22 protein-coding genes and 1 pseudogene are annotated in these 22,226 nt (G+C 59.0%); 14 read left to right on the top strand and 9 right to left on the bottom strand.

From position 1 onward, the window contains the following. Positions 1 to 254 precede the first annotated feature (254 nt). Positions 255 to 422, top strand: a complete 168-nt coding sequence (locus ACIQJ2_RS31040; RefSeq protein WP_171026527.1) for a hypothetical protein — start codon at positions 255 to 257, stop codon at positions 420 to 422. A 344-nt stretch (positions 423 to 766) separates the two neighbouring features. After that, on the top strand, positions 767 to 940 hold the full coding sequence (locus tag ACIQJ2_RS31045; protein WP_171026528.1) for a hypothetical protein: 174 nt from the start codon (positions 767 to 769) through the stop codon (positions 938 to 940). A 43-nt stretch (positions 941 to 983) separates the two neighbouring features. Here the strand turns inward: ACIQJ2_RS31045 and ACIQJ2_RS31050 are convergent, their stop codons facing one another. Continuing rightward, the gene (locus ACIQJ2_RS31050; RefSeq protein WP_137935210.1) at positions 984 to 1,253 is read right to left on the bottom strand and encodes a WGR domain-containing protein; all 270 of its coding nucleotides are present in this window, start codon (positions 1,251 to 1,253) and stop codon (positions 984 to 986) included. Between the two features lie 615 nt (positions 1,254 to 1,868). Here ACIQJ2_RS31050 and repA point away from each other — a divergent pair. From repA to repC, 3 genes are all read left to right on the top strand, one after another. Then, entirely contained in the window at positions 1,869 to 3,032 is a 1,164-nt protein-coding gene (repA, locus tag ACIQJ2_RS31055; protein ID WP_232375874.1) for a plasmid partitioning protein RepA, read from the top strand. Further along, positions 3,029 to 4,036 carry a plasmid partitioning protein RepB gene (gene repB / locus ACIQJ2_RS31060; RefSeq protein ID WP_137935212.1) on the top strand — a complete coding sequence of 336 codons (1,008 nt, stop codon included), beginning with the start codon at positions 3,029 to 3,031 and terminating at the stop codon, positions 4,034 to 4,036. Before repA ends, repB begins: the two co-directional genes overlap by 4 nt. 190 nt (positions 4,037 to 4,226) lie before the next feature. Beyond that, positions 4,227 to 5,441, top strand: coding sequence for a plasmid replication protein RepC (gene repC / locus ACIQJ2_RS31065; protein WP_137935213.1), 1,215 nt, complete (start codon positions 4,227 to 4,229; stop codon positions 5,439 to 5,441). Between the two features lie 20 nt (positions 5,442 to 5,461). Here the strand turns inward: repC and ACIQJ2_RS31070 are convergent, their stop codons facing one another. Next, a complete protein-coding gene (locus ACIQJ2_RS31070; protein WP_137935214.1) occupies positions 5,462 to 5,842 on the bottom strand; it encodes a hypothetical protein in 381 nt (126 codons plus the stop codon). After that, entirely contained in the window at positions 5,839 to 6,522 is a 684-nt protein-coding gene (locus ACIQJ2_RS31075; RefSeq protein ID WP_171026529.1) for a ParA family protein, read from the bottom strand. The genes ACIQJ2_RS31070 and ACIQJ2_RS31075 overlap by 4 nt, the downstream gene beginning before the upstream one ends. 487 nt (positions 6,523 to 7,009) lie before the next feature. Between ACIQJ2_RS31075 and ACIQJ2_RS31080 the strand changes: the two genes are divergently transcribed. Beyond that, positions 7,010 to 7,378, top strand: a complete 369-nt coding sequence (locus ACIQJ2_RS31080) for a MobC family plasmid mobilization relaxosome protein (RefSeq protein WP_137935216.1) — start codon at positions 7,010 to 7,012, stop codon at positions 7,376 to 7,378. Then, a complete protein-coding gene (locus tag ACIQJ2_RS31085; protein ID WP_171026530.1) occupies positions 7,368 to 9,938 on the top strand; it encodes a relaxase/mobilization nuclease domain-containing protein in 2,571 nt (856 codons plus the stop codon). Before ACIQJ2_RS31080 ends, ACIQJ2_RS31085 begins: the two co-directional genes overlap by 11 nt. A gap of 7 nt (positions 9,939 to 9,945) precedes the next feature. Here ACIQJ2_RS31085 and ACIQJ2_RS31090 read toward each other — a convergent pair whose 3' ends face one another. Continuing rightward, the gene (locus tag ACIQJ2_RS31090) at positions 9,946 to 10,164 is read right to left on the bottom strand and encodes a hypothetical protein (protein ID WP_137935218.1); all 219 of its coding nucleotides are present in this window, start codon (positions 10,162 to 10,164) and stop codon (positions 9,946 to 9,948) included. A gap of 404 nt (positions 10,165 to 10,568) precedes the next feature. Here ACIQJ2_RS31090 and ACIQJ2_RS31095 point away from each other — a divergent pair, with 404 nt between their 5' ends. From ACIQJ2_RS31095 to ACIQJ2_RS31105, 3 genes are all read left to right on the top strand, one after another. Further along, positions 10,569 to 10,871 (top strand): hypothetical protein, encoded by a 303-nt coding sequence (locus tag ACIQJ2_RS31095; RefSeq protein ID WP_137935219.1) that lies wholly within the window; start codon positions 10,569 to 10,571, stop codon positions 10,869 to 10,871. Beyond that, positions 10,872 to 11,279, top strand: a complete 408-nt coding sequence (locus tag ACIQJ2_RS31100; RefSeq protein ID WP_137935220.1) for a helix-turn-helix domain-containing protein — start codon at positions 10,872 to 10,874, stop codon at positions 11,277 to 11,279. It abuts the gene before it with no gap. Positions 11,280 to 11,716: 437 nt separating this feature from the next. After that, entirely contained in the window at positions 11,717 to 12,283 is a 567-nt protein-coding gene (locus ACIQJ2_RS31105; protein ID WP_232375875.1) for an RHE_PE00001 family protein, read from the top strand. Between the two features lie 119 nt (positions 12,284 to 12,402). Here the strand turns inward: ACIQJ2_RS31105 and ACIQJ2_RS31110 are convergent, their stop codons facing one another. The 3 genes from ACIQJ2_RS31110 to ACIQJ2_RS31120 form a co-directional block, all read right to left on the bottom strand. Then, positions 12,403 to 14,157 carry a thiamine pyrophosphate-binding protein gene (locus tag ACIQJ2_RS31110; RefSeq protein ID WP_137935221.1) on the bottom strand — a complete coding sequence of 585 codons (1,755 nt, stop codon included), beginning with the start codon at positions 14,155 to 14,157 and terminating at the stop codon, positions 12,403 to 12,405. A gap of 304 nt (positions 14,158 to 14,461) precedes the next feature. Next, positions 14,462 to 15,199: an aspartate/glutamate racemase family protein gene (locus ACIQJ2_RS31115; protein ID WP_137935222.1), complete on the bottom strand. Its 738-nt coding sequence runs from the start codon at positions 15,197 to 15,199 to the stop codon at positions 14,462 to 14,464. A gap of 43 nt (positions 15,200 to 15,242) precedes the next feature. Beyond that, entirely contained in the window at positions 15,243 to 16,952 is a 1,710-nt protein-coding gene (locus ACIQJ2_RS31120; protein WP_137935223.1) for a GMC family oxidoreductase, read from the bottom strand. 345 nt (positions 16,953 to 17,297) lie between these two features. Between ACIQJ2_RS31120 and ACIQJ2_RS31125 the strand changes: the two genes are divergently transcribed. Next, positions 17,298 to 18,242, top strand: coding sequence for a LysR family transcriptional regulator (locus ACIQJ2_RS31125; RefSeq protein WP_137935224.1), 945 nt, complete (start codon positions 17,298 to 17,300; stop codon positions 18,240 to 18,242). 30 nt (positions 18,243 to 18,272) lie between these two features. On the opposite strand, the pseudogene ACIQJ2_RS31130 reads toward ACIQJ2_RS31125, so the two are convergent. Continuing rightward, positions 18,273 to 18,623, bottom strand: a pseudogene (locus ACIQJ2_RS31130) (aldehyde dehydrogenase family protein); the annotation flags it as partial. A 93-nt stretch (positions 18,624 to 18,716) separates the two neighbouring features. Here ACIQJ2_RS31130 and tnpA point away from each other — a divergent pair. From tnpA to tnpC, 3 genes are all read left to right on the top strand, one after another. Beyond that, on the top strand, positions 18,717 to 19,115 hold the full coding sequence (tnpA, locus tag ACIQJ2_RS31135; protein WP_137935546.1) for an IS66-like element accessory protein TnpA: 399 nt from the start codon (positions 18,717 to 18,719) through the stop codon (positions 19,113 to 19,115). Continuing rightward, complete coding sequence (tnpB, locus tag ACIQJ2_RS31140) at positions 19,112 to 19,459, top strand: IS66 family insertion sequence element accessory protein TnpB (protein ID WP_137935547.1); 348 nt, start codon at positions 19,112 to 19,114, stop codon at positions 19,457 to 19,459. Before tnpA ends, tnpB begins: the two co-directional genes overlap by 4 nt. Positions 19,460 to 19,524: 65 nt before the next feature. Then, positions 19,525 to 20,931 carry an IS66 family transposase gene (gene tnpC, locus ACIQJ2_RS31145; RefSeq protein ID WP_292855363.1) on the top strand — a complete coding sequence of 469 codons (1,407 nt, stop codon included), beginning with the start codon at positions 19,525 to 19,527 and terminating at the stop codon, positions 20,929 to 20,931. Here tnpC and ACIQJ2_RS31150 read toward each other — a convergent pair. Next, positions 20,874 to 22,061: an IS110 family transposase gene (locus ACIQJ2_RS31150; RefSeq protein WP_292855365.1), complete on the bottom strand. Its 1,188-nt coding sequence runs from the start codon at positions 22,059 to 22,061 to the stop codon at positions 20,874 to 20,876. The genes tnpC and ACIQJ2_RS31150 overlap by 58 nt on opposite strands. Positions 22,062 to 22,226: the final 165 nt, after the last annotated feature.

Consider the following 22,226-nt stretch of genomic DNA (forward strand, 5'->3'; position numbering starts at 1 on the left):
CATCGCTCGACAGCGCATTTGACGCCATCATGGCAGACGAGGAGCCGCCAGAATGACGGCGCCTTCTCCAAACAGGACGCTTGACTAAGACCTAAGAGCGGTTCCCCCAAATTTCAGTCCCGCCCCTTGAGGGCCGCGCCAGAAATTCGGCTCCCCCACTCGCCGGCTCCGCCGGTCGCGTTCCGCGATCCTTGACTCCTGCCTGCCACCATGACCGCGCGCGTCGTCTTTCACAAAACGTCAAGGAGACGACGATGACCTACGACCTCGACCGCACGATCCTCGAACTCGAAGCTGAAGCCCGCAACGCCGATCCGGCCGAGCGCCGTCAGATCGAGGCCGAACTCGGCCTGGCGCGGGCCGAACGGGAAACGATCCTGGCCGAACAGGACGGTCGCATGAGCGCCGAGCCGCCGTTCTAGGGGCGGTTTCTGCCGTGTCGACGGGCCAGCCGCGGATCGACCGACGCAGCCGGCGCGAAGCCCAGCTTCGCCTTTCCAGGCGGGAGGAAAGCGGCCGGAGGAGGAGAAAGGCCGGTTGCCGCTCCTTCCTTTCGATGCCCTGTCATCGGCATCGGGGATGTTGCATCCCTCCCGGCGCGCCGCAACCCGCCGCCGCCAGAATTTTCCCCGCCTGCGGCTCCTCGCGCGCCAAAATTCAGGTGCCGTCTGGTCCTCCGCATCCGCTGCGGCCGTCCCGGTGCAGCGCGCCTCTCCGGGTTGCCGCCTATCCCCGCAATGAAAGCTTATCGAAAGGAGTAGAGATCATGCGCCAACTCGCCAAATTCCTCACCGTCACCGGCCGACGCCTCCGCACCCTCGCCAAGGTCGCCGCCCAGTTCTTTCGCAAGGGCAAGCTCGGCCTGAAGATCGCGTTCAAGATCCCGTTCTTCGTCGAGATCGAAGTCGCCTTTGAGACTGACTGGACCCGACGTCGATGAGGCTTCCCGCGAGGCCCGTCGTCGCGGGCCTCCTCCCCCTCCCTCAGACGGCGCGGTCGGTTCGACTCGGTCCCGCAGGACGATAGCCGCGCGCCCGCTTCTGGCGTAGGAGATCGAGGAACAAGTGAACCGCCTCTTCCTCCCGCTCGAAATGATGCACCTTCTCCTGGCCCATCCTGCCGATGCGTCCCCATCGCCGTGTCAGGCAGGCCGTTCCGAACAGCGTCGGTTCGATCGTCATGGCGTAATACCGGGCCATGTTCTTCGTTGGCTCGGTGCGCTCGACATAAAGCTGGTAGGGCTGCGTGATCATGACGGAATCGTCGCTAATTGGGGCATTACTGTCCAACGACAATTCTGAATCGTTCGGACTTGATTGATTCACGTCGTTGATGGACGGCTGGACCGAGGAGAATCGGGCGAGATGCTTTGGCGATCGCGTGTTAGTCGATGCGCCGGGGAGCCCGAATACGGTGTCCGCCCATTCAACCCACCCCTCTCAAACTCTCCCCATGAAAGGTCAGGGCAGGATCTGCCGCCTCAAACACCCCACCCAAGGAAGGGCAAGCCCCTCCCTTGAACTCTACACTGGGGGAAGGGGATGGTTTCTTCCTCCCTTTCCTTAGACCCTATGCCTTTCCCGAGGGTGGCCCTTCGACGTGGACTTTTCGTTTTGCCTTGTTTCCCAAGGGGTTCAGCGAGTTGCCACATGGCAACTTTCGGCCCGGATCACCTATCCTGCTCCGCGGGAATCCTCATCGCTGGTTTCTACAAATCGCGTTAAGGTTTTGTTAACCCTATTTTCCTTGCCAACGATTGCGACTCGGAGCATTCTCGCCTACGACTTATTCGCCAACTTTGGAGAATTTTCGTAGTTATGTTGAAGGCTCGTAGTCAAGCCGCCGTTCCAGAGGCACCGAAGCCGTTGATGACCGACGTCATCGCGGGCGATGGCGCTGCGCTCTCCGAAGAGCTGCTTGCGATGCGCAAGGCGCTGTTCCCACCCGTTTCGAAAAAGACCCTTCGCTCTTTCTCCTCCGTCGAATCCGCGAAGTTAATTGGTATTGGCGACGCATACCTTCGTCAGCTTTCTCTTGGCGGGAAGGGCCCCCAGCCGGAAATCGGGTCTGGCGGCCGCCGCTGGTATAGCCTGGACCAGATTAATCAGATTCGCGCCGTCTTGGATGAGAATTCGAAGAGCAAGAATTATGTCCACCGGCGCAGGCCGGGTGAGCATTGCCAAGTCATGGCCGTCGTCAATTTCAAAGGTGGCAGCGGCAAGACCACGACCGCCGCTCATCTCGCGCAATATCTAGCGCTCCAGGGCTATCGCGTCCTTGGTGTCGATCTCGATCCGCAGGCCTCTATGACGGCATTGCACGGGTATCAGCCCGAGTATGACATCCAGGCGAATGAAACCATGTACGCTGCAATCCGCTACGATGATAAGCGGCGTCCCCTCTCGGAGATCATCAAGCCGACCTACTTCACCGGCCTCGATCTTATTCCCGGCAATTTGGAGCTGATGGAATATGAGCACGATACGCCCCGGGCCCTTGCAGAGCGATCCACGGAGCCCTTTTTCGGTCGCGTTGCATCCGCGCTCGGTTCCGTGGAAGCCAGATACGATGTGATCGTGATCGACTGCCCGCCACAGCTCGGTTTCCTGACACTGGGAGCGCTTTGCGCTTCGACGGGTCTGTTGATCACCGCCCATCCGCAGATGCTCGACGTCATGTCGATGTGCCAATTCCTGCTAATGACGTCCGACCTGCTCAGTGTGGTGCAAGATGCCGGTGGTGATCTCGACTATGATTTCATCCGATATGTCGTGACCCGTTACGAACCATCTGACGGCCCACAGGCGCAGATGGTCGGCTTCATGCGCTCGCTGTTTCGCGAAAGAGTGCTCACAAACACAATGCTGAAATCGACGGCAATTTCCGACGCTGGCTTGTCGAAGCAGACCCTGTACGAGGTGGGCCGTGAGAACTTCGCCAGGTCGACGTATGACCGGGCCATCGAGTCGCTCGATGCCGTAAACGGGGAAATCGAGAGCCTGATGAAGCAGGCCTGGGGGAGGGCGTCATGAGCCGCAAGGATACGCTCAAAGCCATGCTTTCCAGGCGAGACAGCGAGTTGCCACATGGCAACTCCGATGAGGAAGCGCACGAACTTGAAGCGGGCCAAGAGAAGAAGCTTCAGCATATCCGCTCGGGCGCCGTTGGGGCCATGGGACGATCGTTGGGCAACATTGTTAGCGCCGCAGACCAGGCGCGTGCCCTGATCGCGGAGGGGGCGGCAGTTGTCGATATCGCCCCCGACTTGATCGACAGCTCCTTCGTCTCCGATCGTCTGACGGATGACGGCGATAGCTTCCAGCAACTGCTGGAGGCTATCCGCACCTCCGGTCAGAGGAGCCCGGTCCTTTTGAGGCCGCACCCTGAAAAGTCTGATCGCTACCAGGTCGTCTTTGGTCATAGGCGCGTGCGCGTTGCCACCGCACTCCGGCGCCCCGTCAAAGCGGTCGTGAAGAACCTGTCCGACGAAGAACTGGTCGTTGCACAAGGTCAGGAAAACGCAGCGCGGGCCGACCTTAGCTATATCGAGCGCGGCCTGTTTGCTCTCGCACTCGAGGAGCGCGGCTTCGACCGGCAGGTAATCATGTCCGCATTGGGGATGGAGAAGACCCAACTCTCAAAACTTATGAGCGTCGCGCACTCGGTGCCCAGATCGATCATCGAAGCAATTGGACCAGCCCCGAAGGCTGGACGACCGCGCTGGATGGGATTGGCCGAGAAGCTCGCGGCAAGCAAGCCGAAGGCACTCGACGGTCTTCTGCAGAGCAAGGAATTCCGGGCTGCTGACACCGACGACCGCTTCGCGATGGTGATGGATGTGCTGACAGCAAAGCGCAAGGGAGTGAAACCCGAGACCGTCAAGTCAGAAAGCGGCCAGAAACTCGCGACCGTGCAGAGATCTGCCAAGGCCCTCAATCTGAGTTTCGATGAGAAATCTTCGCCTGCATTCGGCGATTTTGTGATCAGCAAACTCGAGCAGCTTCATCGTGAATATCAGGCGTCGATGGAGAGCTGACGTGGTTTACTTCTAGGACGACGGAAAGGATCAATCCGCAAAAGAAAAAGGCCCCCAATCGGTAAACCGTGGAAGCCTTCCTCGTATTCTGTAGCAAGATCGAGAATCGCATTTCCACGAATCACAGTCAAGAGTCTTTGGCACCGTTTTGGTGAGTGGATTTCTTTTGCCCTTTGAAAGGTGAAAGAAAATGCAAATTGGACGTGTGACAACGCCCCATGGGCGGCCGATGACGCTTGCCCTGGTGAGAGGCCAGCTCGAAACTGCCGACCGCGGCGCGGGCAAGGCGGTCAATAAGTGGAAAGTCTTCAATGACGTCGGCGAGGCGAAGGATGTGTTCGGCCTCCAGGATCGTTCGATAACGGTGCTGCAGGCACTGCTGAGCTTCTATCCGAGCGATGAACTCGCGGATGAGAGCGGTGGTCTGGTCGTTTTTCCGTCGAACAATCAGCTGTCGCTGCGCGCGCACGGCATCGCCGGCACGACCTTGCGCCGGCATCTTGCCGCGCTGGTCGATGCCGGCCTGATCGAGCGCCGCGATAGCCCGAACGGCAAGCGCTATGCGCATCGGGGTAGGGGAGGGGACATTGAGGCTGCTTTCGGCTTCAGCCTCGCGCCTCTGCTCGCCCGTGCGAGCGAGTTGGCCAGCCTGGCGCAACAGGTCGCTGCCGAGCGTCTTCAATTCAAGCGCGCGAAAGAGGCGTTGTCGCTTTGCCGCCGTGACGTTCGCAAGCTGATCTCAGCCGCCATGGACGAGGGCGCGGATGGCGATTGGGAGGCGATCGAGGCGATGTACATTGCGCTCCTGGCCCGTCTGCCGCGCTCTCCTCGTCGTCAGGACGTCGATGCGGTGCTCGAAGAAATGGCGCTTTTGCGTGAGGAAATCATCAACCGACTGGAAATTCAGGTAAAAGCAGAAAAAACGGGTGTCAATGACAGCCATGGCAGTCGTCACATACAGAATTCAAAACCCGAATCCTTCCATGAACTTGAACCTCGCTCCGAAAAAGAGCAGGGCGAGATGCCGAGCCCGAAACCGAACCGGACTGCCGAGCCTTTGAAAGCTTACCCGTTGCCACTGGTGTTGAGGGCCTGCCCGCAGATTGCCGACTACGCGGCCGGCGGCCGGATCGAGAGTTGGCGCGAGCTGATGACGGCCGCCGTAACCGTCCGATCGGCGCTCGGGGTCAGCCCGTCGGCCTATCAGGAGGCTTGCGAGGTGATGGGGCCGGAGAATGCCGCGATTGCGGTCGCCTGCATCCTGGAGCGGGCCGAGCACATCACCTCGCCCGGCGGCTATCTGCGCGATCTCAGCCGCAAGGCGGCGCGTGGTGAATTCGGGCTCGGGCCGATGCTGATGGCGGCGCTCAGGGCGAATGGGGAGGCCGCAAAGCGAAGCGCGTGATGACCTCTCCCTTTTCCCGCTCAGGAAATATCGGGAATCCGCTCGGCGATCTTTTCGAGATAGTCGTCGATCGCCTCCTCGATGTAGGAGTTGAACTTCCGCCGCTCGATCGCAGCGAGGATCTTCAGCTTCTTGTGGACCTCGGCGCGGATATGGATGCCGGTGGTGACTTTCTCGGTGTCGCGGAAGCGTTTGCCGGCAACCGGGTCGCGGCTTTCGCCCCTGGCCACCATGTTGCGGAGCTGGCCGCGCGCCAATGGCGGCTTCGCTGATGGTGCCGGCGCCTGGTCTTCTTCAGCGGATTTTGCGGGGGAAACCATCTTTTCGCGAACCGAAGGGCGATCGCGGCCTGTCGAGATCAATCCGAGGACGAGGTTCTTGCTGTCTACGCCGTCGCTCATCGCTTTGCCTCGCTTGTCTTCGACCGGTAGAGGGCAAGCAACTCGCCAAGGAGCGTTTCCATCTCGGCGATCGCCTTCGGATCAGGCTTCGCTGATGTCTGGAGCGTGCCGGCGGCGCCAATCGATTGATAGGACGCGCGGCGCGCGATCGGTTGGCTGGCGAGAGCGACACCGCTCTCGCGTAAAATTTCCCGGAGCGGCTCATGCGCCTTGGCGCGGCCGGTCACCAGATCGTGCTGGTTGATGACGATCATCGTCGAGAGCTTGCGCTTCTGATCCTCTTCGACCACCGGCACATGGTTCAGCGCGAGCTGCATGCCGGCAACGACGTCGTCCTGGGTCGTCTGCAGCGGGATCAGCACGATGTCGGCACAGTAGAGGCCGGCGAACAGGTTTTCGTTGGTCGTGCCCTCGACATCGACGAAGACGATCTTGCCCTCCTGCTGATGATGGAGAGCGAGCTTGTAGATCTGGTTGGGATCGAGGCAGCTTTCGGCTTCCAGCCGGTCGGGCCAGACGTCCATCTTTTTCGACATCGTGACCCAGCGCATCGTATTGGCGCGACTGTCGGCATCGATCAGGAAGACGTCGTTGCCGGCATGGGCGGCCGTGCCGGAGAGAGCGCGGACGAGGGTGGTCTTGCCGGTTCCGCCCTTGGGATTGGCGATGGTGACGATCATGATGGCTCCTTCATTCTGAGAATAAACTATAGTTATTTCCTCGCTTGTCTTTCCGCAATGCATTCGTTGCCCTTTGTTCGTTCACCGTTGATGATTGTCGATTGCTGATTGACCGCCGACAACGGGCAATGACCAACAGACAATTGCCAGTTGCCCGTTGACAATGAGTAACGGAAGCGCGGTTAACTGTCAGTGATTAATGGGTAATTGGGCGATTGCCAGTGATATCGCTAGCAATGATCGCACGAACAACGGGGAACTGTTAACGGGCCGGGTGGCGTTGGAGGTGCGTGGTTGTGGTGGGAGCTTGGGCGAGAGTGTTTGTATTGTGATGATGAATTGTAAAAAAATATATTTTAGTTATAGGTGGCAGGATAGTCAAGTTTGTGGTACAAACTCGACGTCGCCCCGCCTCCGGCAGGGCTCAGGTTCGCGCCGGTGGCGCTCTGGGGTCGCCTCCGGCAACCTCGCAAGCGGAAGGAAAGCGATGCGCAGCGAAGTGGTCAGGGTCCGTCTAAGGCCGGAGGAGCGGCAAGCTCTTGCGGACCTTTGCGGTGAAGACCGCACCGCCAGCGATGTGATCCGGCTGCTGTTTCGCGACCGGGCTGGGCTTCCGCTTCCCGTTGGACCCGTCGAAGCCGACGCTTTACGAGCTACGAACGAGGAGCTTCGCCGCATCGGTATCAATCTCAACCAGGCAGTTCGGGGTATTAATGAAGGCCGCGTCGGCTATGAACCCCATCTTGACGCAGCACTTCGCAGCCTTCTCGAAGGTGTCTTCCGGCTGCGGGCCGACGTTGACCTGATGCTGCGGATCAGCCGACGGGGGCGGAGGAGAGATGGTCATGGCGTATGACTGGACGAGCCTGCTCAGTGATATCGAGGGCTTCCAGGTGCGTCGGACAAAGTCGCTCCTCGAAGAGGAAGACGAGCGCCACAGGCGCGCAGGAATGGTGCGGATGGCCATTACCGCCGAGGCGCCCCAGCAACGATACGTGCCAACGGGCATCGCCAGCAAAGCCCGGCCAGCTGCTGTCCTCTCACCAGAACCGACTATCGCCTCCATCCTCCAGCCTGCAAGTGCCTCCGAGCGGGACGTGATCACCCTTTTTGGCGCTCTTGGTGCTGGTTCGAAATCCGTAGAGGATGACGAGCTGCGGAGATCGGGCGGCGGCGGAGGAGGGGCTGGCGGGACGCCGCGCGTCGACCGGCCGCCGGTTATGCGATCTTCTTCCCGCAAGCCGTCATCGATGGAGACGGCGAGCCGGGCGGCGATCGCGGCCGGTGCGCAGGCAGTCGTCATCAAGGTCACATCGACTGTTTCGAGCAGGGCGTCGGCCGTGGGTCTGATGACCTATCTCGGTACGCGGGAGGTCGAAAAGGAAAACGGAGAGAAGGGAAAGGTCGACATCCCGATTATCGACCAGGAGGGTGTGACGATTGCGAGCCGCGAAGAACGGGCGGCCGTTCTGCAGGAGTGGCTGTCAGAGTTTCGCGAAGCCTATGCGGTGAACGCAGTTGCCACCTTGTCGATCAATTTGCCGGAGGCGGTGAACGATGAGGATCTTCACGATGCGCTGAACTCGGCGTTCGGCTCCAAGCCCTTTCTCTATGCTCGCAATCCGGACGGTCAGGTTTCCGTCTTTGTTGTTACTGATCTTCCGTCAAGGAAGATTGTCGGTGCGCTCAGGACGCGCGAAAAGGGAGAAGGGCCGGGGCGGGCGGTTGAGAACGTCGAGACCGATATTGCGCGCCGTTTGTCGAACGCCGGTGTCTCGGCCGAGGTCCGCATTCTCGGCGCCGCGGTCTCTGAAAAGTCGGGCCGCTATTTCCTCGAGAAGTTCCTCCGCACGGAAAAGCATGCCATCACTAGCGCCGGCGAGCAGGTGCAGCGTGGCCCGGCGATCAAGAGCATGGTAGACAGCATCTGGCGGAATTGGTCGAGCGACATCCGGACCGTCGAGCCGCGCAATGCCTTCCATGTGATTTTCTCCGCCCGAGCCGGGACGGATGCGGAAGCGATGAATCGTGCCGTTCGTGACTTCCTTAGCGAGCAGGTGGCCGGCCATCGCTGGATCACGGCTCATCACCCCGATACCGGTCATGTGCATGTCCACACGATGATCTCGGCACGCGACGATATCGGCAAAGCATTGCGGCTAACGAAGCCGGAGCTTTATGCATGGCGGGAGCGGTTCGCAGCGAAGGCGCGCGAGCACGGCATCGCCATGGTCGCTACACGTCGCGCGGATGTTGCGGCGACCCGACCCTATAGCCAAGCACAGGCCGGCGCCTATGAGCGCGGCCGATCCGATCCACGTTATCTGAAGTCTGCTGCGGTCAATCAGCGTGTCGAGCGCAAGCGGGTGGGCGTTGTCGATCGAGCGACACTCTCCAATGGCAACCTCGCGCTCGCCCCGAAATGGCAGGCGACGGCCATCGCGCTGAAGGGGGCAGGGGCGAAGCCATCGGTCATCGCAGCAGCCGACAGGTTCGCAGCCGCGGCGACCACTCATGCACCGCATGCTACTTTGCGTGCCAGCGGCTTCGTTCTTCTCCGGTTGGAAGTCGAACAGGCCATGGAACGCGAGACGGTGGCTGTTATTCTCGAAGGCGCTATCGGCGTCGAGGCCAAATTGATTTCCGTCGCGGGGAAGTCCGTCCAGGTCCTGGCGCCAACGACCGCGAGCGTCAGCAAGATTGAGCGCGAGTTGGCCAAGCAGGGCGAAGAGTTTGGTCCCGGTTCCGAGACACGGTCCGTTGCCAGAGGTTTTCAGACGCGGTTGCTGTCGCATGGATTGCGTGCCTCCGTCGTCGTCGAGGCGGCCGGCTCCGCGAAGCATAGTGCGCCGTCGCCTTGGCTGCAGAAGAAATTCGATACTTTGACCGAGCGGTCCGCTGCGCCGCCGGACGAGCCACTAGCGGAATTCAAGGCCCTGATCACAACCATTCAACAGCAGAAGGAAAACGCTATGCCCCTATCGCTGAAACAGTTCGACGAGCGCGTTTCGCGTGCCACCAAATCGATGGATCGCCTTGAAGGGATGGTTGATAGCAGCGCCGAGCGCCAGGCGGTCGAGGAAATGCGGCGCGAGATCTCTGCACTGTTCGCGGAGCAGCGTCGCGATATCGAGATGCAGCAGGTAAGGTCGGCTACGGAAACTAATGGGGGAGGGGGTACATCGGCGGCGGCACGTTCAGATGACGGTCAGGCGCAGGGCCGACCGGCCCCTTCTACCGTCGATCCCGCCATCGCGGCACAGCAGCAGGCTATTGCCACTGGCCGCGCCTCTCGGGCCGCCCGCGAGCAGGCAGGCGCGGCGAAAAATGCACAGTATGAACATCGCCAGCAGGTTCTCCACCAAGCGGAACAGGACCGCCAGCGAGACAATGGTCGCGACGGCGCGGAGCGTTAATCCGCCGCTATTCCTGCATCAGGCCATCGAAGACTTCAAGCAGGGCATCTACGATGGCCTGGCCAAGGGCGTTGGCCGTTGCGGCAACTTCGTCTTCGCCGTGGTCACGCGTGGCGATGGCGAGATTGCCGCCTTCGTCAGCAACAATCGCCTTAGCCCGTTCAATTGCCCAAAGGGCGAAATCGCTGCGGCTGGAAATCGTTATCGTCTCGCTCTGCTCGTCCATGGCGTTCACCTTCCGTCTGGCCGCACAACTGGCCGTCTGTTTCGCTGATACTGAAACGCAGCCATATCGTTGGGCGCATATCGGGGGAACCATCTTCAGCATCTATCGACTGAATTCATTCGGAATTTCTACTCTGAGTGTTTGCACCGCGCCGCGTGATCGCCTAGACTCACGGCTGAAGCAGTCACGCGCTGCTTTGGGGCGTGGAAACCCCTCATAGCTAGGCAGGTGCCGCGACATGGCACCACTCTTCGACCTTTGCGGTCGGGGATCCTGCGGCGTATGCAACAGGTTCCTCGGAGCTAAAGGCCGTAGGGCCGTGCTATGCGGTTTCCAACTCCCCGATCACCAGGGGTCAAAGAGCAGAAGCGGGGGCGTACCGCGTTGCTCTGGGAGGAAACCGAGTGTCAGCAGCACCTTCCTTCACATTCTACACCTATTCGCCCACCTTCCAGTCGGCCGGGTCGCGTTGGCGTGACGATGTGGTCCGAAGTCCGTTTTTCGGTAGTGCGGAGAGTGCCCGCCAGGCGATCGTTGATTTACGCGAAGCGGTTTCAAGTGAACCGGATCACGATTTACCGCCAATGCATCTTGAGCGCGTCGTGACACTCCCGGTGACCAAGGAGGCAATGGTCGCGCTGCTCAATAGTGGCGTCGGGGCGATCGTCAAAAAGTATGATATTCTCGAAACGATCGAGGAGAACTGAATGGCGAAGACGCCTGACCCGATCGACGTGGAAGTCGGAAGCAAGATCAAAGCGCAGCGCCGCTTGAGGGGCATGAGCCAGGATACCCTGGCTGCCTCGCTAGGCGTCACTTTCCAGCAGATCCAGAAATACGAGAAGGGGACGAATCGGGTGAGCTCCAGCCGCCTCGCCGTGATTGCGAAGACATTCGGCGTGCCGCCCTCGTATTTCTTTCCTGATGCGGACGATTCCAGGCAAGGTATGGTGGCTGCGGCGCCCGAAATCACCAGCTTTCTCGAGACAAACGAAGGGCGTGATCTCAACCTTGCATTTTCACGGATCAGTTCAAATAGGATGCGCCGAAAGATCGTCGGCCTTGTTACCGCCTTAGCCGACGCATTTCAGCCGGAAGATGTTTCCGGCACCTGATGACGGCGCGCACAAATGTTTGTTAGGCTACTTATTGAGAATGCTGCGACGCAGCATAGATTCAGGAGATTGGAATCTGCACTCTTCCTCTCAGCAGTCTCGCGCGACGGTCGAACTTCCTCCTCCCGAAATCGGCAGACAGAATCAAGGCCTGGTGCAACTGCTCTCGCATCGGGCTTTCTCCGCGCAACCGGCCGGCTGGGCGCTGTCCAAGTCCGCCTGTACCACGCCGGCGATGCCGAAGATGCATACGCCTCTATAGAGGTGGGCCCGGCGGCGGCGGTACAAAACGATGTGGCGGAGAACAGCGGAGCCGGTGACATTGCCGACGATCCGATGACAATGGAGTTGGCGGCGATCAACGCCTTGCTGGTCCGCTCCGAGTCGGTGATTGTCGCGGCGAAGGCGCCGGCGCGCGGTAATGAGGGCGACCGTTCGTGTATGATGTGGACTGGGACGAGAACGCCCGTCTCGATGAATCGTGCGCCGTTCTAACAAAAATCAACGACATGCCGCCAGTGCTTCAGACCGTGCTGGCGCTTGATGCCTGGAATAATCTCGCCCTCCTGCAGCACGCGCCCTGGCTTGGTCGGCTTCTGGCCCCGTCCCTCCTGCACCAAGCGGGCCTCAGCAACGGCGGGCATCTCTTCGCCCTCAATATCGGCCTGAAGATCGTGCCCGTCGAGTGTCGTCGGCATCGCGACCGCAACATTCGTCTTTCGGCGATCCTACATGGTTTCGCGGTGGCTGCCGAACTCGGGATGAGGGAGCATGACCGGCTGACTTTGGCGCGTACCATGATGGAAAGGCGTCTTGTCGGTCGGCGCACTTCGTCACGCCGACCGGGGCTAATCGATCTGCTCATAGCGCAGCCGCTGGTCTCGGCCGAGATGGTCGCTGGCAACTTGGACGTCACGCCGCGGGCGGCACTTCGGCTGATTGATGAGCTCGGTCCATGTGAGATTACAGGGAGGAGCAGGTTTCGAGCGTGGGGCGTGATTTGATGGATATTGAATCTCTCCGTGGACGCCACTTTCGATGCATTCCGGCAACCTCGATGCCGTAACCGATCATGGCGTCCACGGCCGAGGTCTGCACGGCGCTGAGTTTGCAAGCGTGGAGTTCAGAAATAGCGGACTTCTTCAGCTTCGATGCTGAGAGGGTCCTTGCCTCTTTTGTTCAGCCAAGAGTAAACTGGTGGTACACGGTCCGCGATTGATTCAACATGGATATCGATCAGGCAAGGCCCCTGGTGATAAGCAAATGCTGCGGCGAGGGCCGAATCCAGTTCACGGGAATTGGTGGCCGTCCATGCCTTTACATCGAATGCCTCCGCGATCGCCTGTCCGCGCGGCGGGAGGAAGTCGACTCCAAAGCACTGATTGTGGCCCTTCAAGCGATGGAGCCCTTTGATCCATCCAAACGTTCCGTTGTTGAAAAGCAGCAAAATGGCGGGGACCTGCAAGCGGACGAGAGTTTCCAGTTCTCCGACGGTCATGCCGAACGACCCGTCACCAAACATTCCGATCGGTCGGCACTCCTTGTCGGCAAACCAAGCGCCAACGGTCGCTGGAAGGGCGGAACCGAGGCCACCGAATGCCCGAGGAATTGCGATCCGGGTACGATTGTCCTTGAGCCTCAAGAATCGTGTCATATGAGGAGTCGGTGTTCCAGCGTCCGAGTAGATTCGGGCCGGTTTTCCATATGCGTCAAGTGCCTCGTTGAAGCTACGGACAGCTCGCTCCGGCCGTAGCGGCGCGGCTTCCGAATTAAGCAACATCTCGGCATTTTCCCAGAAGTTGGCACGGAGCGTGTTGAGCTCGTCAACCCAATGCTGAGTCCGGGAAGCGTCGTTATCGTCGGGGGCCATTTCGAGCAATTTCCGCAGGACCAACTGCGCATCTCCCTGCACGGAAACGACGTTTTCATAGTTATTCGCCATCACCTCCGGATCGATATCAATCTGCGCAACGCGTTTGTTCAGGGTTACCTTCGGAAAGGTCCAACCGATGGTTACGACCGAACCCATTCGGGATCCAACAAAGAGGACGAAGTCCGCATGTTCAAGCGACCAGTTTGCATGCGGATGGAAGCCATTGTCACCAATCACCCCGACAGCGAGGCGATGGTCATCCGGCATGGTGCCTTGACCGGTCATGGTTGTGCAGACTGGTATGTTCAAACGCTCCGCCAGTTCCGTTATCTCAGTTCCGGCACACGAGCGATTGACACCGCCGCCAGAAACGATCAGCGGCCGCTTGCTGCTGGTCAGCAACGACATGACCGCTTCCAGCTTATCAGCCGGTGGAAGCGTCGGGTAAGCCGGGAAGGTCATGCACTCATGTTCGACATGCAAGGAAATCCTTGACGGATCGATTTCAGCGAGGAGCATATCTTCCGGGATCTGCAGATGCACGGCGCCAGGCTTGCCGGAGCATGCGACGCGGAATGCCCGTCTGATGATCTCCGGAAGCTTTTCCGGCGACTTGACCTGCACCGACATCTTCGTGATGGGATCGAAGAGGCGCGCGCAGTCCAGCTCGGTCAAGACGCCACGCCCTTCACCTGGGAGGGGAATGTCGATCGTCAAAAGGATAACGGGAACCGACGACATGTTGGATTCTGCGACCGGCGGCAAAGAATACATGGCCCCGGCTCCGGACGGGCACTCGAATACACCCGGCTTACGCGTGAAGCGCCCGTATGCATCGGCCATATAGCCGGCGGAACGTTCGTCCCTCGCCATAACGTGACGGATTTTTCCTTCACGTTCCTGAAGAGCCTCATAGAGCGGGACGTTTGTATCCCCAGGAACACCGAAGATAACCTCGACGCCGTAGCCGATGAGCATCTCCACCAATATGTCTGCACCACGCATCGTTCTCTCCTTCAGTATTCGTTATAAGATTCAAAGAATTGACTCAGCTTGGGAGCAGTTTAGGAGCCAGACCCTAGGCCTATTAGAGGCGTCATCATCGGGATCACGACCTCAGTCGAAGTCGCAGCAGCAGACCAGTTTTGGACACAACTCCTCATCGCCGCTGCCTACAATGGCCGCGGCCCCTCCGCGCGTCGTCTGTTCATGACAGGGATGTGCATTCGCAGCACATCTGTTGGTCAACGTGAGATCATTCTAGTCTAGCAGACCCGGCTGAGCAGGAAGACCCCCTTAGTGCTCACGGCTAGTAACCTCCCCGGAAATGGGACCGCACACAGCTAGCGCGCACATAATTGATCATCGTTGTGAAATCGAAGACAGGGACATGAATCTGATCCTGAAGCGATTTTGCGTATGGCGGGAGGTTCGAGCACTCGAGCAAAATGGCGCCAATGGAAGGATGCTGATCGATTAGCCCCACCCCGATAGCGACAACCTCCTGGCTGACAGCTTCCGGATCGATGTCCCCCATTTCGTCAAGGATCGCATGGCGAAATTCCGACTGCTTCTGCATGCCTCCGACGAATATCTCCCGGTCCTGCGCTGGAAAAGCCTTGCGCAGCATATCGTCCGTTAGGCTGCTGGAATTAGCACATATGATCCCTATCGACTGGGAGGGGGGCAGGAGTGCCGAAATCAAGGGCAATTGCAGCAAGCTTGACATCATCACCGGAACATCGACAGCTTTTCGCACTATGTCTTGGAAATGCAGCATGTAGCCGCAATCGCTCGTGATTGCCTTGACACCCTGCCGCTGGAGATGGAGTGCAGCGTCCACGATATTTTGAGCGAGGCTTAGATCCCCCTCCTCAACAAGACGCTTGATCGTCACGTCGGGGACAAGGTGATACAGAACGGGGAAGTCGTAGGTGTAGGCGTTCCCGACATCACCAGGGATGAACGGGTTGAAGCAGTCGATCATCAATATCCCAATGTCGTGACCGTAGCTTATCGCTCCTTGCCTTCCCTTCAGACGTTTCATGTCATCCTCGATCCCGTTTTCGATTCGGCCAGCTCAGTCGTCACTATGCCGCCTGCTGAATGTGATCGGCCATCTTCTCGGCGATCATCATCGTGGAGAGGTTCGTTGTCGCGCAGGGGACCGAGGGCATGACCGATGCATCGACGACCCACAGGCCTTCGACTCCATAGACCTTTCCGCGAGAGTTGACGACAGCCGCCTTGTCGTCCGGTCTACCCATGCGGCAGGTTCCACAAGCATGCCAGTCGCCCTGCACCCCGGTGCGTATCCACTCCTCGAGACTGTGCTCGTCATTCAGTACTTTATCGAGGGTGAAACGACTGTCGATCGCCTTGCCGAGAACGAAGTTGCGAGCCATTCCGCCCATGTCGAGAAAGCTGGCGGCGATCCGGGTCTTGACGTCGTTGATCCAGGTCTTTGCCGCGAGATTCCTGAGCGAGTCTGCATAGATGCCGGGCCAGAACGTTCGAACATAGTCATTAACAGGAGCGCTTGAAAGAATACCGCTTACCCACCGAGCCGTGGCCTTCATACGGTTCAAATCACGAATATCGGCGAGATAATTGAAGGCCACGAGCGGGTGCTCATTGGGGTTCTTGCTGCGCAGTTTGACGAATCCTCTCGAATAAGCCTTGTTCGGGCCGAAATTGACCATCGCAAGGCGCTTGCCAACCTCGCTCCAAGCAAACCGACCAGAAACAGTCAGTTTCATATCGGTTGGTGGGCAGCCCTCGTAGCCCGAGCTCCAACGCATATGCATCAAAAGACTGCTTTTTACGTAGTCGTCCATCATGCCCTTGGGGTCGAGATACACAGCGAAGCCGATCAAGGGATGGTCCTGCAGGTTCTGACCGACGCCCGGCCGATCGGCAACTACATCAATACCCAGTTCGCGAAGGTGTTCGGCTGGCCCTATGCCTGTCCGCATCAACAGCGCCGGCGAGTGCAGGGCGCCGGCCGACAGGATCACTTCTTCCGCGTGGATTGTTTCGGTCTTCCCCTTTCTGCGGAGAACAACGCCCTTCGCAACCCTGCCTTCGAGAAGGATGGATTCAACATGGGCTTCGGAGACAATCGTCAAGTTCGAACGCCGGCGCGTCGCCTCGTCGAGATAGCCTGCGGCCGAAGACACGCGATGATCGTAGACATTGTTACGGGTAAACGGAAAGCAACTGTCGATCGGTTCGGCATGACAATTGTCCACGTAAGGGATTCCCTTGGTCGCAACGCCTTCCCTCATGGCAAGCGCAAACTTGCTCCAGTGCTGAGGAAAGGTCCGTCGAATAGGGATTCGTCCTGCCGGCTGCCCGCTTACGGCGGGAAAGTCGATGTCGTTCTCCATTTTTTGAAAGTATGGTTCGCAGTCTCGGTACGACCATCCATCCGCTCCGAGCTTTTCCCATTCGTCGTAATCAGATGGAAGCCCACGAATGGCAACCTGGCCGTTGACCGTCGATCCGCCGCCCATGACGCGCGCCTGTTCGTAGCGCCTTGGTTTCATGTCTGCTTCTATCTGCTGCGGCGACCGGTTACCGACCGGGTCTGCGTATGCTGTCAACTCGGTCCAGTAACGGTTGGGCTGGAAATAGTCTGGGAGAAATGCATCGCCATAAACCGATCGCGGCACGTCTTCTGGCGGGGTATCGGGACCAGCCTCGATCAAGCATACATTATGCTTCCCGGTCTCGGAGAGTCGGTTGGCGAGGACGCATCCGGCGGAGCCGCCACCTACGATCAGATACTTGTATTTCATTGAAATCCACTCGTTTGCCGGAGACCAAATTCCATGCCGGTCGGAAGTATGGAGATAGCCGACAAGACCTTCTCCGACGCCGTGCGCGGGCAATGTGTGGAGCAGGCTAGCCGCTTGAGAAATCGAGCAGAATACAAATATGCGATGCCCTTGTAGGGGAAACCTTGGAACTTTGGCCGCGTTGGCGCGAATTGCTATCGAACGCAAGCCGCGATCTTTCTTGTAGTCATTTCAAGGGGCTTTTGCTACCAAACTTGGCGTGAACCAGTGGGGCAATGCAGCATCTCCAGGCGCTCGAACGCGCCCGGATATAGAACAAATGCCCATCAAGGAAAATGTTTCTCAATGAAGAATGTCAGCCTGACCCTCGTCCAAACGTTCCATCTGGTCGCGAAGGAAGGTTCTTACTCTGCCGCCGCTCGAAAATTAAATATTTCCTATCAGTCTGTAGCTAATCATATTCGTCGTTTCGAACAGATACTCGGCGAGAGATTGGTCGTGTCGGAGCAAGGCGCAAAGACAACGGTTCTGACCGCACGCGGTCGCACGCTTTACAATCTGCTTGTACCAGAGCTGGACGCGATGTTGAGCCGTCTTAACGAGCTCATCGATAAGGAGCGTCCCGTCATTCGTTTCGGCATGCCGCAGGCGATCTTCTACTATCTTTTCCAACCCATCATTGGCGAATTCAGTTCCACATATCCGGAAGTTCAGATCGTTTGCTATGAACGCGACGTAGCATTGGTGGAACTGGTGAAGACCGGACAGGTTGATGCCTTTATAACGGAGCGGCCGTTCATTGGTGATGAAGTGGTGCAGCACGCGCTCGGCAGTTACAAACTCGCCTTGATCTACCCGATGGACTGGCAATCGCCAGACGAGTTTGCGTCAGTTGCGGACTGGGCTGATGGGAAGCCCTACGTTACGTTTGAGCCCGGTCATATGTTGCGGAACATGGCATTGGACCTCATGCGCAGAGACGGGAAATCGCCGAGAGTTGCGATTTCGACATCGTCGAGCTCCAACGTTAAACGCTGCGTGGAGACAGGGCTCGGCTTTACAATACTGCCTACCTGGACGCTTGAAAGCGCGCGCTCGCACCTTGCGGTTAGAGTTTTAGAAGAGGTGCAGGATATCCCGGTCTATTTTGGGGAATCGAAATATCTCTCCCAAAACCCCTACATCTTGTTGCTCAAAAATCTCTGTCAGCAGAAATTCCCACAGCTCTTTGAGATCAATCACGACTACGGTGACATGCCAATATCCTCGGAAACTGCCGGAAAGCCATAGAACCGTCGTCTATTCCGGCACAGACGTTCCTCAAGCGTCGAGGCCGACCTGCGTAGCGAACTTCACGGACAGATAAGCATCAAGGCCTTCCGTGCCTCCCTCGGAGCCAAAGCCGCTATCCTTAACGCCTCCAAACGGATGCTCCGGCAGACCCAATCCATGATGATTGATCGATATCATGCCCGCCTCGATTCGGTTCGTAAGCGCGGCCGCTGTTTTCGCCGAAGAAGTGTAAGCGTAGGACGCAAGACCATAGGGAAGGCGGTTCGCTTCCATCAAGGCGTCATCGAAGTCGTCGAACGAGTTTATAAGGGCCACCGGGCCAAAGGGCTCGACGTTGCGAGCCTTGGCGTTGATCGGTGCGTTGACAAGGATCGACGGTAAGCGTCCGGTGAATCTGCCTTTGAGATTTCCCGCGAACACCTGAAGTTACGTCACTAATTCCGTCATTAGAGACGTCATCAGGGATGAACTATGGGCCGCATGGAGATTTTGACGGGCGTCGAGCGTCGACGCGACTGGTCCGACGACGAGAAGCTTTCGATACTGCAGGAGGCTGCCGAGCCGAATGCCAGCATTGCCGACGTCGCGCGGCGGCACGATGTCAAACCCCAGCAGATTTATGCCTGGCGGCGCAAGTTCGCGGCCGAACAGTCGGAGCCGGTGGTCTCCTTTCTGCCGGTCGCATTGATTGCCACGGAGACGAGCAACGAAGCGGAGCGACCCGCCTCCGTCGACAAGCCTGCGGCAAAGCGGTCGGCACGCCCCATGCGGATCGAGATCGGTTGCAAGGGCGGCCGCGTCTTGAAGGTCGAGGCCAACATTGCGGCTGACGTCCTGAAAGCACTGATCCGCTCGGTTGAAGACGCATGATCGCGCCCGGCGCAAATGTACGCGTCTATCTCGCCTGCGGTGTGACGGACATGCGCAAGGGGATCGATGGCCTGATGGCGCTGGTGCAGTCGTCACTTCGCCAGAGGCCCGCGTCGGGTTCGGTCTTCGCGTTCCGAGGCCGTCGTGGTGATCGTATCAAGCTACTGTTCTGGGATGGTCAGGGTTTCTGCCTCTATTACAAGGTCCTGGAGAAGGGCCGCTTTCCCTGGCCGTCCGCGACCGATGGCACGGCCCGGCTGACGGCGGCGCAGTTGTCGATGCTGTGGGAAGGTATAGACTGGCGGCGTCCTTCCTGGACCTCTGCGCCGACACGGGTCGCGTAAGACAGATGCGAATCTTTACAGATAGATAAGTGGCAATCTGACGCCAAATCAGCTACAGTTTTGGCATGGAAACGAGCCCTTCGATCCTGCCGGATGACGTCGATGCGTTGCGAGCCATTATCGCTGCGCAGGCCGATCAACTGGCAGAACAGGCTCGAAAGCTTCAATCCCGCGACACCCTGATCGACAAACTGAAGGCGCAGCTTGCGGTTCTCAAGCGGGCACGGTTCGGCTCGTCCTCCGAAAAGATGGACCGCGCCATCGAACAGCTCGAACTGGCGTTGGAAGATATCGAGGCGGCCGAGGCGGAAGCCATGGCCCCAGCATTGTCGTCGACTGCCGGTCCGGCAAAGGCCAAGCCGAGCCGCCAGCCATTGCCCGATCATCTGCCACGCCATGACGTGACGCACCAGGCAACTTGCGCATGCCCGGTCTGTGGCGGCTCCGACTTCATCCGTGCAGGCGAAAGCGTCAGCGAAGTTCTCGACTATGTCCCGGCCTCATTCCGTGTCGTGCGCCATGTCCAGCCCCGCTTCACCTGCAAGGGCTGCGATACGCAGATTAAGGCCGACATGCCGTCGTTGCCCATTGAACGCGGCAAGCCGGGACCGGGGCTGGTTGCCCATGTGCTGATCGCCAAATATTGCGATCACCTGCCTCTTTATCGCCAATCCGAGATTTATGCGCGGGAAGGCGTCGATCTGTCCCGCTCGACCATGGCCGACTGGATCGGCAAGGCTAGCACATTGCTGGAGCCGTTGCTGGCGAAGCTTCGAGACCATGTGTTCGCTGGCCATCGACTTCACGGTGACGACACGCCCGTTCCAGTTCTGGAGCCAGGCAAGGGCAAGACTAGGACCGGGCGGTTGTGGACCTATGTTCGCGACGGTCGTCCCTATGGTGACACGATCCCACCTGCAGTCTGCTACTTCTTCAGCCCGGATCGTAGAGGACTGCATCCCCGGCAGCATCTCGCTACCTTCTCCGGCGTGCTGCATGCCGACGGTTATGCTGGCTTCCGTGATCTCTACGAGCCACACAAGCCAGGCGGCCCACCGACCATCCTGGAAGCCGCCTGCTGGGCGCATGCAAGACGCAAGTTCTTCGATCTGACGACTTCAGGAAAAGCGCCGATTGCGGAGGAAGCGCTCCGTCGGATTGGCGAACTCTACGAGATCGAGAAGACTATTCGTGGGGAGCCGCCAAACGTGCGGAAAGCTGTGCGGCAGGAAAGAGCCAAGTCTAAGGTCGAAGCCCTGCGATTATGGCTGGACGACAACCTCAAGCGCCTGCCGCAAAAATCCGGGACGGCGGAAGCGAGCCGATATGCGCTTTCCCGTTGGAAATCGCTCTGCCGTTTCCTCGATGACGGCAGTATCGAGATCGACACGGATGTTGTTGAACAGCCCCTTTCTCAGCTTTTTTGTGGTTTAGGTGGCCTATCTCTCCAGGCTTCGACCATGGCCGCGTAAGCTGCCTCCGCCTGTGCAACGAGCTCCATCTCTCGATGGCGGATTTCCTTGATCCAGTAATCGCGGGCGGGACCAGCGGGCCCATGTGCTTTGGGAGCGCCGGCACGAAGTTCAAGCTTGCGCATCTTCATGGCGACAAAGGCGGGCCGAGCCCATCTGTAGGGAGCCTCCTTGGTCAGCAACTGCCAGATCAGATTTGCGATCTTGCGCGCCGTGGCGACCGCCGCGACGTTGAGGCCTTTGCGGTCCTTGATCCGGAGAAAGAAGGCACGCAGCGGCCCAGGGACCGAGGCGGCCGACCAGGCAGCTTCAATCAGCATCGTTCTGGCAGTCGCATTTCCCTGTTTCGAGATGCGGCCATGGATTGCGCCGCGATCGCCGGACTGGCGCACCCGCGGGGTCAAGCCGAAGTAGCTCGCAAGCCGGTCGGGCGTCGGGAACCGGGAGATGTCGCCAATGGCGGCTATTACCGCCGTGGCAACCACAGAATTTATCCCGGCGATCGTCATCAGCTTGCGCGTGCGAGTGTCGTCAAGCGCAATTCGTGCCATGGCACCATCCAGCTTTTCAAGCTTGCCCTTCAGCCAGTCCAGTTCATCAAGATGGCGGGCGAGGAGGTCGCGCTCTGCCTTGGGCAACGGGGCCGTCAAAAGCCAGTCTCTGCCATCTTTTCCGAACAGATGTCCCGAGTATTTCGGCACGAGATTGGCGTGGAGAACGGCCTGGACCCGGCTCTTCACCCGTCGCACTGATCGCACGAGCGCCGCGCGCTCCGACACGAGACGACGCAGGTTCAGGGTATCGTCATCCGCAGCCCAGACCTCTGGCAAAAAGCCGGCGGCATGAAGCTGTGCCAGAATCCGCGCGTCGACTTTGTCGGTCTTGACGCGCGCGTGGGCGATGGCCTTCACCTGAAGCGGGTTCGCAATCACGACCTTGGCCACGAACGGCGTCAACAACCTTACAATGGCCGAGGTGTTCCCAGTCGCTTCCAGTATGACTTCGTCATCCTTTCGAAGCTTCTGCCCAAAGGCCACCACAGCGTCGTAATCCAGTTCCACCCGGAATTCTTCGGTGACCTTGCCCCGGTCAAGAACCGCGACCTGCGCAAAACTTCGATGCACATCCATTCCGATCGACCGCATTCCAAATCCTCCATGTTGTTGATGGGGGAGTGCGCGGGCTGTGCGACATCTACGGATACGCGCTCGCAGCGCAGACGGGATAGTCGCAGGGGCGGCCAGATAACAACGCGAGCTCGCAGCTCAAAGTCAATTCGGCCTGCCCGCTTCTTC

This window comes from Rhizobium sp. NPDC092011 (genome assembly GCF_044756305.1).
In the GTDB taxonomy this organism is placed as follows: domain Bacteria; phylum Pseudomonadota; class Alphaproteobacteria; order Rhizobiales; family Rhizobiaceae; genus Rhizobium.